Annotated in this window: 15 protein-coding genes and 3 tRNA genes; 4 read left to right on the plus strand and 14 right to left on the minus strand. The window is 35.7% G+C overall.

Translation table 11 applies throughout. The annotated features are described in order from the left end of the window. Positions 1-72 precede the first annotated feature (72 nt). Positions 73-903, plus strand: a complete 831-nt coding sequence (locus FJR03_RS07955) for a prephenate dehydrogenase (RefSeq protein ID WP_193112990.1) — start codon at positions 73-75, stop codon at positions 901-903. Here the strand turns inward: FJR03_RS07955 and FJR03_RS07960 are convergent. Genes FJR03_RS07960 through FJR03_RS08010 form a run of 11 tightly spaced genes read right to left on the minus strand, consistent with a single transcriptional unit; the run spans position 896 to position 12,823 of the window. Further along, positions 896-2,335, minus strand: coding sequence for a BatD family protein (locus tag FJR03_RS07960; protein WP_193112991.1), 1,440 nt, complete (start codon positions 2,333-2,335; stop codon positions 896-898). The two genes, FJR03_RS07955 and FJR03_RS07960, sit on opposite strands and share 8 nt — an antisense overlap. After that, positions 2,319-4,157: a vWA domain-containing protein gene (locus FJR03_RS07965; RefSeq protein WP_193112992.1), complete on the minus strand. Its 1,839-nt coding sequence runs from the start codon at positions 4,155-4,157 to the stop codon at positions 2,319-2,321. The genes FJR03_RS07960 and FJR03_RS07965 overlap by 17 nt, the downstream gene beginning before the upstream one ends. Next, on the minus strand, positions 4,157-5,086 hold the full coding sequence (locus FJR03_RS07970) for a vWA domain-containing protein (RefSeq protein WP_193112993.1): 930 nt from the start codon (positions 5,084-5,086) through the stop codon (positions 4,157-4,159). Before FJR03_RS07970 ends, FJR03_RS07965 begins: the two co-directional genes overlap by 1 nt. Next, complete coding sequence (locus FJR03_RS07975) at positions 5,079-5,489, minus strand: hypothetical protein (protein WP_193114789.1); 411 nt, start codon at positions 5,487-5,489, stop codon at positions 5,079-5,081. Before FJR03_RS07975 ends, FJR03_RS07970 begins: the two co-directional genes overlap by 8 nt. A 2-nt stretch (positions 5,490-5,491) precedes the next feature. Continuing rightward, positions 5,492-6,322, minus strand: a complete 831-nt coding sequence (locus FJR03_RS07980) for a DUF58 domain-containing protein (RefSeq protein ID WP_226962105.1) — start codon at positions 6,320-6,322, stop codon at positions 5,492-5,494. 11 nt (positions 6,323-6,333) lie between these two features. Then, on the minus strand, positions 6,334-7,281 hold the full coding sequence (locus tag FJR03_RS07985; protein WP_193112994.1) for an AAA family ATPase: 948 nt from the start codon (positions 7,279-7,281) through the stop codon (positions 6,334-6,336). 60 nt (positions 7,282-7,341) lie between these two features. Further along, positions 7,342-8,334 (minus strand): LPP20 family lipoprotein, encoded by a 993-nt coding sequence (locus tag FJR03_RS07990; RefSeq protein WP_193112995.1) that lies wholly within the window; start codon positions 8,332-8,334, stop codon positions 7,342-7,344. Then, entirely contained in the window at positions 8,331-9,329 is a 999-nt protein-coding gene (locus FJR03_RS07995) for a CsgG/HfaB family protein (RefSeq protein ID WP_193112996.1), read from the minus strand. The genes FJR03_RS07990 and FJR03_RS07995 overlap by 4 nt, the downstream gene beginning before the upstream one ends. Positions 9,330-9,367: 38 nt before the next feature. After that, a complete protein-coding gene (locus tag FJR03_RS08000; protein WP_193112997.1) occupies positions 9,368-10,471 on the minus strand; it encodes a BatD family protein in 1,104 nt (367 codons plus the stop codon). Beyond that, positions 10,452-11,897 carry a vWA domain-containing protein gene (locus FJR03_RS08005; RefSeq protein WP_193112998.1) on the minus strand — a complete coding sequence of 482 codons (1,446 nt, stop codon included), beginning with the start codon at positions 11,895-11,897 and terminating at the stop codon, positions 10,452-10,454. The genes FJR03_RS08000 and FJR03_RS08005 overlap by 20 nt, the downstream gene beginning before the upstream one ends. After that, on the minus strand, positions 11,894-12,823 hold the full coding sequence (locus tag FJR03_RS08010) for a VWA domain-containing protein (RefSeq protein ID WP_193112999.1): 930 nt from the start codon (positions 12,821-12,823) through the stop codon (positions 11,894-11,896). Before FJR03_RS08010 ends, FJR03_RS08005 begins: the two co-directional genes overlap by 4 nt. Before the next feature lie 119 nt (positions 12,824-12,942). Between FJR03_RS08010 and FJR03_RS08015 the strand changes: the two genes are divergently transcribed. From FJR03_RS08015 to FJR03_RS08025, 3 genes are all read left to right on the plus strand, one after another. Further along, positions 12,943-13,018, plus strand: a tRNA-Lys gene (locus tag FJR03_RS08015). Positions 13,019-13,033: 15 nt separating this feature from the next. Then, a tRNA-Glu gene (locus FJR03_RS08020) sits at positions 13,034-13,108 on the plus strand. Positions 13,109-13,148: 40 nt separating this feature from the next. Next, positions 13,149-13,223: transfer RNA gene (locus FJR03_RS08025), tRNA-Glu, on the plus strand. Positions 13,224-13,231: 8 nt separating this feature from the next. On the opposite strand, the gene FJR03_RS08030 is transcribed toward FJR03_RS08025, so the two are convergent. The 3 genes from FJR03_RS08030 to FJR03_RS08040 form a co-directional block, all read right to left on the minus strand. After that, positions 13,232-13,921: an energy transducer TonB gene (locus tag FJR03_RS08030; RefSeq protein WP_193113000.1), complete on the minus strand. Its 690-nt coding sequence runs from the start codon at positions 13,919-13,921 to the stop codon at positions 13,232-13,234. Between the two features lie 64 nt (positions 13,922-13,985). Continuing rightward, positions 13,986-15,161: an ammonium transporter gene (locus tag FJR03_RS08035; protein ID WP_193113001.1), complete on the minus strand. Its 1,176-nt coding sequence runs from the start codon at positions 15,159-15,161 to the stop codon at positions 13,986-13,988. A 124-nt stretch (positions 15,162-15,285) separates the two neighbouring features. Beyond that, the gene (locus tag FJR03_RS08040; protein WP_193113002.1) at positions 15,286-15,624 is read right to left on the minus strand and encodes a P-II family nitrogen regulator; all 339 of its coding nucleotides are present in this window, start codon (positions 15,622-15,624) and stop codon (positions 15,286-15,288) included. Positions 15,625-15,650: the final 26 nt, after the last annotated feature.

The raw sequence follows: 15,650 nt of genomic DNA on the forward strand, positions 1-15,650 counted from the left end.
ACCCCTTTTGAGGTTAATATTAAGTAAATTCTGTATAATTTGGCAAAAAATAGAAAGATAAAGAATTTAAATATGAATATTGCAATAATCGGCCTTGGTTTAATGGGTGGTTCTTTAGCTTTAAGTCTACAAAAATTAGACTTTGTAGAGAGTGTTGTTGGTTACGATCATAATGAGAACCATCAAATTACAGCTTTAGAACTTAATTTAGTACATGAGATAGTTTCATTTGAGCAGGTAAAAAAAGCGGATGTAATTTTCTTAGCTATTCCGGTAAATGGTGTTATAGCTGCTCTTGAAAATCTTAAAGATGTAAGTGAGACAACAACTATTATTGATCTTGGAAGTACAAAAGAGAAAATTGTAACTTCGGTACCACAGGAGATACGCAAAAACTTTGTAGCGGCACACCCAATGACGGGAACTGAAAACTTTGGCCCGCAAGCTGCTATTGAAGGTCTTTATGAGGAAAAAGTAGTAGTTCTTTGTAATTTAGAAGATAGCGGTGAATTACAATGTATTCAAGCAAAAAAGATCTTTAAATCACTCAATATGAAAAAAATCTTTATGAAAGCACATGAACATGATCGCCATGCTGCTTTTATCTCACATATGCCGCATGCTATCTCTTATTCATTGGCAAATACGGTAATGAAACAAGAAAATAAACACAATATTTTAGCACTTGCTGCAGGTGGATTTCGTTCTATGAGCCGTTTGGCAAAAAGTTCTCCAAATATGTGGGAAGATATCTTCAAACAAAACAAAACAAATATTTTAGAAGCGATTGAACTTTTTGAAAATGAACTCTCAAATATGAAAACAGCTATCGAAAATGACGAATGGGATGCTGTACATAAAGAGATGTCAGATGGGAATAAACTATACGATATCTTTAACTGATACCGTATTTTTTTACAATCTCTTTTATTTTCACCTTATCAACCTGCTCTTTTTCCGAAGAGTAAAGGTTTTTCTCTAAAATCTCTACAATCTCTCTTACCTCTTTGTCACCATCTTTATACGGTAACAGTTTTACAAGAAGTAGTTTTTCATCTTTTAAAGAGAACCTTTGCTTTTCATTTGTTGAAAACTTCTGTACTTTTAAGATCATAACGATTATACCTACTAAGACACCGAAAATAAATGCCAGAGCGACAGAGAGATAATCTGTTTTTGTTGTAGCTTCATTTTGTGTAGAAAATGGTTTTTCTTCTATCTGCTGATCTTTTTTAATAGTGAGCGGCTGTTGCGGTTTTTGTGTCGAACCGTGGACTTTAATATCTATAGGCTGTGTCTGTATAGTTTTAAGTTCTTTTGTTTTTGTATCGAAAAACGTCAGTTCAAAAGGTTTGATCGTAAAATCATGGTCACCTACAAATACCAATTTTTGTGTCAAAATATCATCTTGAATTTCACTCTTTTCATCAAAAATATTCACACCGTCTATATGAGGTTTAAAGCTCTCGATATCCTCCAGGTTTCCACTTCCCTCTACTTTTACAACTACATTGACAGCTTCATTTGGATTGACACTTGTTTTATCTACACTTGCATTAAGAGTAAAGTCCCCTATTAGCTTTGCATCATGTGGCAAAGGTTTTACATCTAAAGTGATCTCATTAGAAAAATAACTCTTCCATTGCACCTGTGGCATAAACGTCGGACTCCATCCTTGTGAGTTTACCCTTGAAGCAACTCGTAATTGTGCAGCAGAGATCGTAATGTTCCCTTCTCTTTGAGGAGTAAGAATATATTTCACTTTTGTGAGTATATACTCACCATCCTCACTTCTGCTTGGTTTAGATTCACTTTTTTTCCACAAACCTTTAAAGTCTGATGGTAAAAATTTACTGTCTACCAGAGAAGCACTCTGCTTTTGTTTGAGTAATAACGTCAGTGTAATACTCTCCCCAACATAGGGATCCATTTTAGAAACATTATATTCTAAAAGGAAATCCTGCCCTACTTGTGCACTTTGTTTTCTCACTTCGAGCTTTACACTGTTTGATTTTACTATTTTTCCATCAAGATCCACCTCAACAGGATCGATCGTACAGCTCTTCTGTGCTATAAACTGATATACGTATGTATATGTCTTTTTATAGTCAGTTCCTATCATTTCAATATTTGTTCTCGAACCGCTTGAGATAATGTTATGTCCGCAAAGTTGATAGATAGAGGGTTGCGTAGCATCAGAACCGTCCACTTTTAAAGAATAAGTCACCATATCACCGATAGTTGCAACTCTCGGAGAGATACTTGCACTCACACCTCCGTATAAACTACTTACTAAAAATAAAAATAATATAGATATTTTACCAAGGCTTTTCATCTTCACTCCTTTGGATTTTTTGATCTTGATTTAGTTGGTATAAAAATGTTTTCTGTTTATTATTCAGGGCTTTAAGCCATTTTTTCTCTTCGGCATCACTCATCATATCTTGCTTATGGGCTTGAGCGGCACTGGAGTTTTGAGGATCTAATTTTTCCTCTTTATTCTCCTGTTTTTGTTCTTTAGACTCATTTTGTTTCTTTTGCTCATTCTCTTTTTTGTTCTCTTCCTGCTTTTCTTGCTGAGATTTTTGTTTTTCATCTTGCTTTTTATTTTGCTGTTTCTCTTTACCGTCACCCTGATTTTGTTGCTGATCGTTTTGCTCTTTTTTCTGCTGCTCCGGATCCTTTTTCTCCTCTTTTTGATCGTTTTGATCTTGGTTTTGCTTTTGGTCCTGATTCTTCTGATCTTGCTGCTGTTGCTTTTTCTTCTCTAGAGCTTTTTTAACCGCTTCAAGGTTTTCTTCTATATCTTTATCTTCTTTTAGTTTTAAAGAATTTTTATATGCATCTATCGCACTTTGTAAACTTTTTTCATCCCCAATTTTTGCATAAGAGTTCCCGATGTTTCCATATTTTTTCGCTTCTGAATCATCATCTATAAAATGTGCTTTTTTATACTGCTCGATCGCCTTTTTGTACTCTTTTTGTTTATAGAGGGCATTTGCACTGTTATAGTAACTTGCATCATCTTTATGAGTTGTCGCATAATTTTTATAAAGTCCCTCGGCTTTTTTATACTCTTTATTTTCATACGCACTTTTAGCATCGCTAAGATCTTTAAAATCGAGTATTCCCGCTTTAAGGTTTGTACTTCCAAAAAGTGTCAATGCTAACAAGATAGTTGCAGGCACTTCAACATGTTTTCGTTTACTCATAGAAGATGTTGCGATCAGAAAAATAATCATTGCCAAACCTAACGGATAGTAAAACAACGGTATATACTTCTCAATCTTTTTCGATTTCAACTCTTTTTTCTTTGCAATAGACTCGATCTCGCTAACCATCTTTTTAATATCTTGATCGGAGTTCACACTCTGAATATATACCCCTCCGGTTTTAACTGCCAGTTCTGAGATAGTACTATTTAGTTTTGAGATCACAATATCACCGTTTTGTTTAATAAACCCCCCGTTTTTCTCTCTAATAGGAGCACCTTGAGGTGTTGCAACACCGATCACAAACACAACAATATTGTTCTCTTTTGCAAACTCTATCTCCTCTGAGAAATCCTCTTTGTCACCACCGTCACTAAAAACCAACAGATACTTTTTCTTATCGCTCTCTATATTGTTTTTAACAACTTCCAGCATGGAAAGAAGACTCGTTCCCTTCTCTGTTATTGAATCGGTATCGAGCTTATCGAGTAAAAAAGAGACCGCACTGTGATCAAAGCTAAGCGGAGAGACAAGATAGGAATTTTTCGCATATGCAATCACACTCACACGCTCATTAGGAGCTAATTTCAACAACTCCAATGCTTTGTGTTTTGCAAGTTTTAATCTGTTAGGGTAGAGATCTTCAGCAAGCATAGAGTCAGATATATCTAAAGCCAAAATAATATCTGCACTTTTTGCCTGAATCTCTATCTCACCCTCTTTTATTACAGGAGCTGCCAATGCAATTACCATAAAAACAGCCATTAAAAAAAAGAGTGCATTTCGGGCTCTTAATGTCAATGTATTTGCACTCACACGCAGTTTTTGCATCACGTGTTCAGAGAAGAAAGTTGCCTGTGACTCTCGTTGTGTGAGTAAAAGAGCAAAGAGTATAAATACGGGTGGGAGCATATAGTATAAAAACTCCGGATGTAAAAAGCTCATCACATACCTCCCCGTTTATTTCTTAAATATACATACATCATTAACGATAAAAGTGCGACAAAAAGAGGATAAAAGTAGTAGTACTGTTTATAGGTAAAAGTCTCATTTTTTATCTCTGACTTCTCCAGCTTATCGATCTTCTCATAGATCTCTTTGAGCTGTGAAGCGTTTGAGGCTCCATATGCCACACCACCTGTATCTTGTGCAATTTTACTAAGCACTGCACGGTTATATTCATTTGGTGCACCTACGCCGATCGGATACACTTTAATCCCCTCTTTTTTAGCCATATCGAGTGCTACGTCTAACGGGATCCTATCTACCCCTGCCGTTGAGTATCCATCCGTTAAAAGAATCGCTATTTTTGTTTTGGAACCACTCTCTTTTAAAAGGTGTACCCCTTGTGCCAGCCCCTCATAAAGAGCCGTATATTTTCCGGCAATCCCTTCATGAAGCTGCATAACCAGTGAGGAGAGAATATTTTTATCGTAGGTAAGCGGTGAAGCGATAAAAGAGTACTGCCCAAAGACCACAAGCCCCATATTATCGTTCTCCCTTTTTTGAATAAAATCACTTACAATATTTTTTACAATATCAAAACGGCTAGCACCCGGGTTTAACATATCAAATCCACGCTGAGCCATAGACTCAGAAGCATCTAAAATAAGTGCTATCTCGTACCCTTCTTTAGGTTTTAACTCATAGGGCTCGTCCTTTACAGGTGACATCAAAGCCAACACCATCATTACAATCCCCAGCCATTTGAGTAAAAACAGAAGTTTTGAACTGGCTATGGAATTTTTTACAAACTGTGCGGAATGGGGAAAATATATAGAGGGTAATCTCATTTTACACAGTGTCTCACACGCTATGTAAAAAAAGATCACAAATGCGATCTTGGGAAATTCAAAATAGATGCCGTCAAACATCTAACATCCCCTTATAAACATCAATCTGCCGTAAAGTTTCACCATCAAAAGGTTCAACACTCTTTTTATACTTATAAGGCTCTAACTTCTCCACCATAAGTTCATAGTGTTTGAGGTGTCTTGGCGTATCATCTTTAAATGTTGCGCCATAGTGTGTAAGGTCATATGCCGCTTGTTTTGTTTGCTCAAAATCCAATGCTTCCAAGATTGTAAAATGTTCTTTTCTTTCATTGTATTTTTTTCTGTCTCGAAGATATCTGTAAAGAAGGTAAAGTATCCCCAGTAAAATAATCGTAGCAACTGTAATAATGGCAATAAAATAGTACAAAGAGTACTCTTGAACCTCGATCAGGGGTTTTATATCGTGAAGCGGTATATCATAAGTATTGTCTAGTTTATCCATCACTATCTCCCCTCAAAAACACGTCTAAGTGCTACACCAACACTGTCATCTGTATAGATTTTTGTAAAACGAATTTGTTGTTTTCTAAGCGCCTCATACAGCTTTCTGTCATGAGCGTGTACTTTTTTTGCATATTCATTGACACTTGCTTTATTGAAGTCACCTTCAAGCACAGCTCCGCTTTCTGGATCAACTAAAGAAGCAAATCCCATTTCAGGTGGTTTCTCCTCTAAATGATCGCGTACAATAATCGCTACAACCTCATGTTTTTTAGCGAGTACTCGAAAATCGGGAATCTCAAAAAAATCTCCAATTACAATAATCAAAGACTTTCTTTTTATCCGTTTAAATAGAGTCTCTGCAAGATTATTATAATCCGCCTTTTGATTTAAAGGATCAAACTCCAAGATCTCTTCAACTGTACGTTGTACCTGAAACACTTTTTTACTCGGTTTGAGATGTGAGATCAGTCTGTCGCTAAAGTTATAGTTAGTTAAAAGATCCCCATTCTTAATAACGGAAAAGCTCAAAAGTGCTACGAGTTCTGCAATAACATCCTGTTTAAAACGCTTTGAACCGAAGTGAATACTTCCATTGAGCATTGTTGCCACAACAACATTAAGCTCACGTTCCTCACGAAAGATCTTGATATAGGGACGCTGCATTTTGGCTGTAATGTTCCAGTCTATATGACGAATATCATCTCCGGCCATATACTCTCGCAGCTCTATAAAATCATACCCCTCCCCTTGAAAAATAGAGGGATTGTTTCCGACCATCTCAGAGAAAACTTGACGTCGAGCTTTTACTAAGATCTTTTGTAGTTTAGACAACGTATGACCCCTTATGGAATAGGAACTATCTCAAGAACTTTTTGGATAATTTCATCCGTTGTTACACCGTCAGCTTCCGCTTCATATGTTAAAACGATACGGTGTCTCATCAACTCTTTTACTATGTAGGCTACATCTACAGGTGTTACATAATCTTTCCCACGCATAAATGCCATCGCTTTTACAGCTTTAAACATATCGATACTCACACGAGGAGAGGCACCAAACTGGATAAAGTCTTTGATCTCTTCAAGTCCGTACTCTTCAGGATTTCTTGTAGCAGAGATAAGCTCAATCATATACTTCTCAACCTCTTCGTCTACATGAATATTCTTAATAGCTTGTTTGATCTCGCCAATATCATCTTTGTTCAGTACAGCTTCAATAGTCTCAAAATTTCCTGCCGAGATACGTCTTGCAATCTCCAGTTCTTCCTCTTTTGTGTTGTATCCAACAATGAGTTTTAGCATAAATCTGTCTAACTGTGCTTCTGGAAGCTGATACACACCCTCTTGTTCAACAGGGTTTTGTGTAGCCATTACAAAAAACGGCAGATCTAGTTTAAATGATGTATCACCGATTGTCACCTGTTTCTCTTGCATCACTTCTAAAAGAGCCGACTGTACTTTTGCCGGAGCACGGTTGATCTCATCTGCTAGTAAAAGGTTTGTAAAGATTGGACCTTTTTTAATTTTAAACTGATTGTTTTGCGGATCGTATATCTCAGCACCCAAGATATCTGACGGTAATAAGTCTGGGGTAAACTGTGCACGTTTAAAGTCTAAACCTAGAGCTTTTGAGAGTGCGTTTACAGTTGTTGTCTTTGCAAGACCGGGTACACCTTCAATTAGGATATGTCCCTCACATAAAAGTGCTATTAAAAGAGAGTCGATCATCTTCTCTTGACCGACTACAACTTTTGCAACCTCTTTTTTAACTTCTTCAATCTTACTTATCATACCTACCCTACCTAATTTATATAAAGTACTGTAAGTATAATCGTTTGAGGTAAATAATTTCTAAATATTGATATTTAATACTTTATCTAGACCATCTTTTTGAATTTTATCATTCAATTGTCTCACTAAATCTTGGATTGCCACATCATATCCTTGTGAAGATTGCCCAACTAAATGGAACACATTTGATGCTACATTTGCACCTTTATAGTTGCTTGTAACTATACGAAGTTCTGCTCTGGCTAAAGTAAAGCCATATGCATTTGCCTTTGTCACAGAAGTGTTTATAGAGATTTTGTAGTGCATCTTTGAACTTGCAGCATTCACTTTAAAATTTCGTTTGCTTAATGCTTTTGCTATTGGTGCTTTTAGATTTGCCAAATTTGATACTACCGAGAAACTAATATTTGACTGATAATATCTATATTTTTTATCTACACTCTTTAGTGTTTGCAGATAAACTTCCGAATCAAAACGGCTATTTAACTCTTTCATCACAACTAAAGTATGTGGTAAATTCTCTAACTCTTTGTTGAGCTTTTTGTAAAACAGGAACTTACCGAGTGCATCATCATCCAGATTTTTTTCATTTGCCTTTACAAGTGCAACTTTCTGGTCTATCTCATGTTTTAAACTGCTAAAGAGTTTTTGTTTATCCGACTTTATTAACACTGCGTATTTTCTAAAGCCTAAACTTTTTGCCTGAATCACTTCATAGTTACTGATTCTTATCTTTTTAACATCTGAAGATATATCTGACTTGTACACACCTTCATGAGAACTAACACTTCCTTCTCTTACTGTTGTTTTTGCATTGTAGCTTGACGAGATCGAGATACTCAAAGTTGAAGCCATGTAATTTAAAGCATTTGCTATTGCCTCTTCTTTATTTTTCCCTTCGCCGATTGCATACAGGGTTGCACTGTTTGAAAGAGGAGGATTTTGATACCATCCAGGAAGCTCTTGTTTTATAACAATCTTAGGCTCTTTTGTAGCACCACACCCACCAAGAATAAAAACTAAAATAAGAGGTAGAAAAAAGATAGTTCTCATCTGTTTATCTGCTCCATTCCTCGTTTACGTTTTTCTATTAGAGTATCTATTCTTACAATTGCTTTGTTGATCTCTTGTACAGGTTCGATCATTAAATTGTCTGCATAACCGTAATACTCTTTTGCCTCTTTATAGTTCCCCTGTGCTTCTTTTATAACTCCCAAGTTATAAAAAGGTACATAACTTTTCTGGTTAGTAGAGTCTATAAGTTGTGTCAAAAGCTGCTCTGCTTTATCCATTCTTCCTTGCTCAATATACTCTAAAGAGACCTCTAAAAGTTTCTCTTCTCTATCAGTATATTCAATATCCGGTTCTTCTAAAAGTACCACGTTAAAACGTTTATAATGAGGTGTTAATTTATATGTAAACGAATTTGCTATCTCATTTGCCAATGACTGTCCAGACATCTCTCTAGAAGGTAATACTCTGGAGTCATCGCTACAATGTTTGTTCGTCATCGATCTTGTTAATGTATCTGCATAGATAATGTCGCCTTTTGTAACATCAATGATTCTCATATCGGCCGAGAGACTCGATACCCTTTTTGTACATCGAACATTATAATAAACAAGCTCTTTACACTTTAAATCTGCACATTTCACACGTTTCTCATAAAAACGGCTATCCTGAAGTGTCGGCGTACTTACTCTACCAGATATAATCGCCTGTGCTCCAATAATATTTCCTATTTTTACAGCATCTTTTGGATTTACCAAACCGCTGTTTTGCAGTTTTTGTTCTCTAATAATATCGTTAAAATCTTTTCGACTTACTATTGTAAAATATTTTTTTCTATCAAGTCTAAAACCTGCTAGTTTTGCTTCAACTTTATCAGACAACCCTACTCGGTCGTTTTCAAAATATGTTACCGTTACCTTTTTTGTTTGTGAAATTCTGTCAACTTCGGCAGGTTCTAATGCAGAGATGCCCACTTTTTGTGCACATCCACTAAAAAATATTGCGAGTAGTGCAACACCCCATAATGTTTTTTTCATATAAGCCCCTTTGTTGAATCATTTTAGTTAAAAATAGTTTAACCACATATTAATTTTTTCACTTCTGAGACATCTTTGAATTGATTTGTCTCTATCTTCTCAATTATCTCTTTATATCGCTTTTCATCTTCTAATACTAAAACGACATTCAGCTCTTTTAAGCTTTTGATCTGTGATATTTTTTCACATAAATGAGATTCTTTTTTTCCCTCTTTTTTATCTCGTTTAATCTTGATCTTTGCAACTAAAAATCCTGCTATAAAGGTTAAAAGATAATAAAGATACTCTATCTTGAAAGAAAACTTTTTCTCGTCTACTTCATCTAAAAGCTCACTTTTAGTAAAAGCAGCTTTTTTAACTGTGATCTCCAATTGCTCACTATTTAAGATTTTCACATTATGTTCGTTAATATCAAAGTATTCAAGGGAAACCTTTGGGATCACAAAATCGTTTTGGGATACAAAAGCAAATTTCTGACTCCATATGCCTTTGTACCCCTCTTTTGTAAGCTTTACCTCTAATTGAGGCTCCTCTGTAAATACTTTAACACCCTTTATCATAAACTCGTACGGCTTTATTTTATAAAGGTCACCCTCTCCTTGAACTATTATCTCTAAGTGATACGGCTCATAAGCTGTTAATTTTTGCTCACTTTGTTTCGTTTGCAAAGAGAAATTTCCTACAATTGTTTTGTTGACATCCTCCACATTAAGCTCAATAGCTTGTAGTTGTTCTTTTTTAATTGAATACTCTTCGTAAACAGCATTGTCACGCCCTAGAACAGTGTTTTCTATCGAGTCCTTGTTTGTTTTTTTCATTTTAGCTTCAAGATTAAGGGAGAACTTTCCACCTTTTTTTACATACAAGACAAATTCAAAACTATTTACCCTATGGTTATCAACGATATTTTCTTGTTCGCTTAAAAGCTTGATCGCATATTGTTCATTCTCTGTTACCGGATTAAACTCTATCACATACAACTCTGATTTATCGCTAAACACACATTCATACTTAAAATAAACCGCTTCATTGGTTACAACGTTTTTTTTATTCAGTTCCAAATTCCACGTATATGTACTTGCTTGCAAGACAGCACTTAACAGAAAAAAGAGTATAAGTACTCTACCAAGGTTTTTTTTCACTAACACCCCTTTTATTGATCAATTCATATTGTGTTGAACTCAGTTTAGATTTGGAAGTGCCCAAATCCATTTTTGCAAGGGAAGACTTTATCTTTTTACCTCCCCCTCCGGCACCGCTTGAAGAGGTTTCTATTTTCATATTTGAAGCACCTCCGCTTTGAGCATTTTGCGAATTTTTTCTCTCACTTGCAAGCTCTTTATTTTTTTTCGATTTTTGCATCCCCGTACTCATCTCGGTATTATCAGGGACACCCTTAATATGCTGAAGATTTTCATCAGCTTCTCTTGAATACTCCAATGCCAAAGACTTCAAATACTCCACTCTCGCCTTAGAAAACTGTTTTAAACGGACAAAACAATTTCCTTTATTGTAGTACACGATCGCTTTTATATCTGCTTTATTAGATCGTACCAGTGAAAAATCCCCTATTGCCTCTTCATATTTTCCAGCTTGATAGTTACTTATTCCTCGAGAAAAGGCGAGATAGTTTTCATTTTTTGCAAAATCTAAAACACTCGCTTGCATCTCAATACCAACAACTAATAAAAGAGGAAGGATATACTTTTTCAGTGTGGTATTCCCCACTAAAAACAGTATCAAAGCGACTGCTACAAAATAGTAATACAACTCTCTGTTTTGTACGATCGTATTTTCCTGCATAATGTTCTCATCTCTTTGATTACTCAACGCATCTTTGATAGCAGAGAGCTCTTTTGTATAGACACCGCCCGTTGCACTGCTTAAGGCCTCTATTTCACCGTTTTCACGACTAACTACGATCTCTCCGTTTTCATCTTGAAGCAATGAGCCATCCTTTGTTTTAAGGGTACCTCCAAAACTTGTAGCACTCATAAATAGATTTACTATTAAATTGTTCTCTTTGGCAAATTGTATCTCTTTTGTAAAATCTTTTTGATCCCCTCCGTCACTAAAGAGAACGACACTCACTTTTTTTGCACTTGAGATCTTTCTTGCAAGTTTTAATGCTGGTAGTATCGAGCTCCCTTTTGTAAGGATCATATTCTCATCTAGTGAGCTAAAAAGATGTAACAATAATTCGCTATCACCAGTTAGCGGTGAAAGGATAATAGCATTAGTGGTAAATCCCAGTACTCCGAAACGGCTTTTTTGCTCACTTTTTACTAGTTGCTCCAATTGTTGCTTTGCAAATTTCAGACGTGTCGGCTTGATATCATCCGAGTGCATAGAGTATGAAAGATCAATTCCTAAAACAACATCACTGAGCAACTCTTCTGATTTAATAGGTTTTTGTTCTATTACAGGACGAGCCAATGCTATTACCAGTAAAACAAAAGAGAGCAGATAACTAAGCATTCTAAAACTTGAAAACTTTAAATCATTTTTTACTAAAGCTGCAATAAGAAACAGTAAAAGCCAAAAATATTCAGGACTTAAAAAACTCATCGTTTACTCTCCCGAAATATCAAGTACAGAAGCAAAGCAATTGCGATCAGCAATACACTCTGATAAAGATAGTTTTTTATCTTGTACTGGCTAGATTTGATTTTTGACGATTCCAATGCATCGATCTCTTCATATATAGTTTGGAGTTCCGTAGCATTTTTAGCCGAGAAGAACTCCCCTCCGCTCTCCTGTGCTATATGTTTCATTAAAGCAGAATCAGCCTCTCCGATTGCTATAGTATATATCTTTATATTTTGCTCTATCGCAAGCGCCACCCCATCTTTTGGCGAGACTCTTCCGCTATTATGCTCCCCGTCACTTAAAAGGATAATCACTTTGTTTTTTGCTTTTGAATGTTTAAAGGCCCGAACACTTATAGCTATAGCTTCACCTATAGCTGTATTTTGTCCTGCCATCCCTTGTGTGAGATACTCTAACATCTCTACTACAACATTTTTCTCATAGGTAATAGGTGAAGCGATAAAAGCAAAATCTCCATAAAGCACTACCCCTACATTATCGTTAAGACGTTTTTTTATAAACTCTTTAGCAAGATACTTACTCAAATCAAATCTGCTTACATGCAAAGAGTCTTTAAACGCTTGATCGAACGCTTCGTCATCTTTTAAAAAGCCGCTTGCATTCATTGAACCGCTTCCATCAAGTGCCAAAACAATATCTTTTCCAAATCTGTTGTTGGGATTTGTTTTGTCCACCTGAATGGGTGAGGTTAAAGTTATAAGCAAAAGGATAAAGATAAGCACTTTTAAAATAGACTCAACTTTAAGATATCTTCTCCCTGAACTTAAAAGGTGCAGATGGACAAAGTATCTTTGTTTTATATGCTCTTTACATCTGTATAAACACCAAAGTATCGGTAACAATAAAAATATTAGATATGGATATTCAAAATCATAGTAATTCATTGGTGATATTTTAGCGAAAACAACCTTTTTTAAAAAAATTAATATTTTTTTCTAAAAACCCTTGACATATAATTTCATTTTGTCTATAATTCCAGCCTCTTAAATGAGAGAAACAAAATGTCTCGTTAGCTCAGCTGGTAGAGCACGTCACTTTTAATGATGTGGCCGATGGTTCGAATCCATCACGGGACACCATTTACTTAACATTTTGGCCCCATCGTCTAGCGGTTAGGATCCATGGTTTTCATCCATGTTACCGGAGTTCGAGTCTCCGTGGGGTCACCATCTTAATTACTTTTAATCATTTATAATATATACGGCATTTGGCCCCATCGTCTAGCGGTTAGGATCCATGGTTTTCATCCATGTTACCGGAGTTCGAGTCTCCGTGGGGTCACCATCTTCTTACTATTTTAAATCATAATCTATAGGTATTGTTAACGTCAGTTCTTCATCAGGTTTAGGCAGTTTTTTATTTAAGCTTTCTATCGTTTCTCTAGCGGCACGTGAGAGTATCTCATAATCACTATTTAAAACTTCAATATTAGAAATATCTCCTGTTGTTGAAAGTGTAAACTTTATCTTTACTATCCCCTCCAAACCTTGTTTTCTAGCACGTCTAGGATAGTATAGGTTTTCTTTTAATAATGAGACTATTTTATCCAGATGTAAAGAGATATAATCATCCTCTTTATTTATCACTTTTTTCTCTACAACAACTTCTGTTGTACAATGGGTATCTGGAAGCTCTTCTTGAACACTCTGAGTAGGTTGTGTAATGTTTTTATCTAGTTGAGCAACTACCGGGTTATTTTGAACCTCTTCGGTTTTTTCAGCCTCTTCTACTTTCTTAGGCTCTAGTATCTCTTTAACAACCTCTGTTTCTCTCTTTTGTTCTGTTTTCTTAACAACTTTTTCTACTTCTCTCGACTCTTTCTTTTTAACTGTTTTTTGAGCTGCCTCTTTTTTTTCAACAGGTGTTTCAACTTTTTTAATTGCTTTTACGGTATTTAAATTGATTTTTGTACTACAACATGCACAAGGATGTTCTGTTTGTTGAGATTGTGTAAGAGTTTTATAGGAGAAAAATAATACCACTGCCAATACTATATGTATCAACAGTGATATGAGAAAAGAGTTAGAATATCGCAAGAACTTTTAATTATATAGCACGTTTAAATTCAGGGTACGCTTCCACACCCACTTCTTGAACATCGAGTCCTTCAATTTGTGCCTCATCGTCAGCTCTGAATCTGACAATTTTATTGATAATAAATAAAACTATAAATGAAACAACAAAAACTATAACACCGACTTCCGCAACACCTTTTAATTGCTCAAGGAAAGATATTTTTTCAACAAACAATCCAACAGCCAAAGTTCCCCAGATTCCATTTACAAGGTGAACTGAAAGTGCACCAACTGGATCATCAAGTCTTAATCTATCAAACATTGGAACTGCAAATACAACTAATGCACCGCCGATTGCACCGATTAAAATAGGTGTATACATATCATAAAGATCCGGTCCTGCAGTTACTGCAACAAGTCCGCCAAGAGCACCATTTAAAATCATTGTAATATCTAAAAGTCTATATCTGATATACATAAGGATTCCGGCCATCAACGCACCTGCGAGTCCTGCTGTATTTGTATTCATAATTGTTTTTGCAACAGTATCAGCATTTTCAACACTTGAAATTGAACCTACACTTCCACCGTTAAATCCAAACCATCCGATCCAAAGCAGTAATGCACCAAGAACAACCAACGGAATATTTGATGCAGGAATAACTTTTATCTTCCCGTCTTTATATCTTCCTTTACGAGGTCCCATAATCATAATAGCAGCTAATAATGCCCAGCCACCTGTTGAGTGAATTACAGTAGAACCTGCCAAATCGTACATATTGATATCAAACATAGTATCTGCAAGGAAATCAGCTCCCCAAGAGATATTTACGATAAACGGATAAATGAAACCACCCATCACTACCGTAAAGAACATAAGAGGAATGATACGAACTCTCTCACTAACACCGCCGCTCATAATATTTACTGTTTTTCCAACAAATGCCATTTGAAATAAAAATGCCGCCCATATACTCATAGATGTGTTTTCCCATGAGCCAAATGCCACCGTATAACCTATAAGAAGGAACATTAATGAAGCTACTGCATATATCATTGTATTTACAGTAAGTACAGAAGAAACATTTTTAGTTCTAACTAGTCCAGCCTCAAGCATTGCGAATCCAGGAACCATAAAAATGATTAAAACCATTGAGAAAAGTGCGAAGAAAGTATCTAAAACATACTTTAGATCAAGTTCTGACATATATACCCTTTTTAAATAATTGGGTAAGTGTAACAAAAAGAAGATTTTTTTTTAATTAAATAATTTTTAACGGAAGGTTTTTTGCATATGCAAAAGCATATGCAATGGGGTTTATGAAAGATAACTATATAGCTTCGTTATCTTCTTCACCTGTACGGATTCTGATAATTTTATCTACATCGCTTACGAAGATTTTACCGTCACCGATTTTACCAGTACGAGCAGCTTCTACAATTGTACTTACTGTTTGATCAACCATCTCGTCAGATACAACCATATCCATTTTGATTTTTGGTAAGAAATCTACAACATACTCAGCACCACGGTAAAGCTCAGAGTGCCCTTTTTGACGACCGTAACCTTTTACTTCACTTACAGTCATACCTGTTACGCCGATCTCTGCAAGTGCATCCTTTACATCTTCTAACTTAAATGGTTTGATAACCGCTTCTACTCTTTTCATATCTAAAAACTCCATTCATTTCTTCG

The sequence above is a fragment of the Sulfurimonas marina genome (genome assembly GCF_014905095.1).
Classification (GTDB): Bacteria; Campylobacterota; Campylobacteria; order Campylobacterales; family Sulfurimonadaceae; genus Sulfurimonas; species Sulfurimonas marina.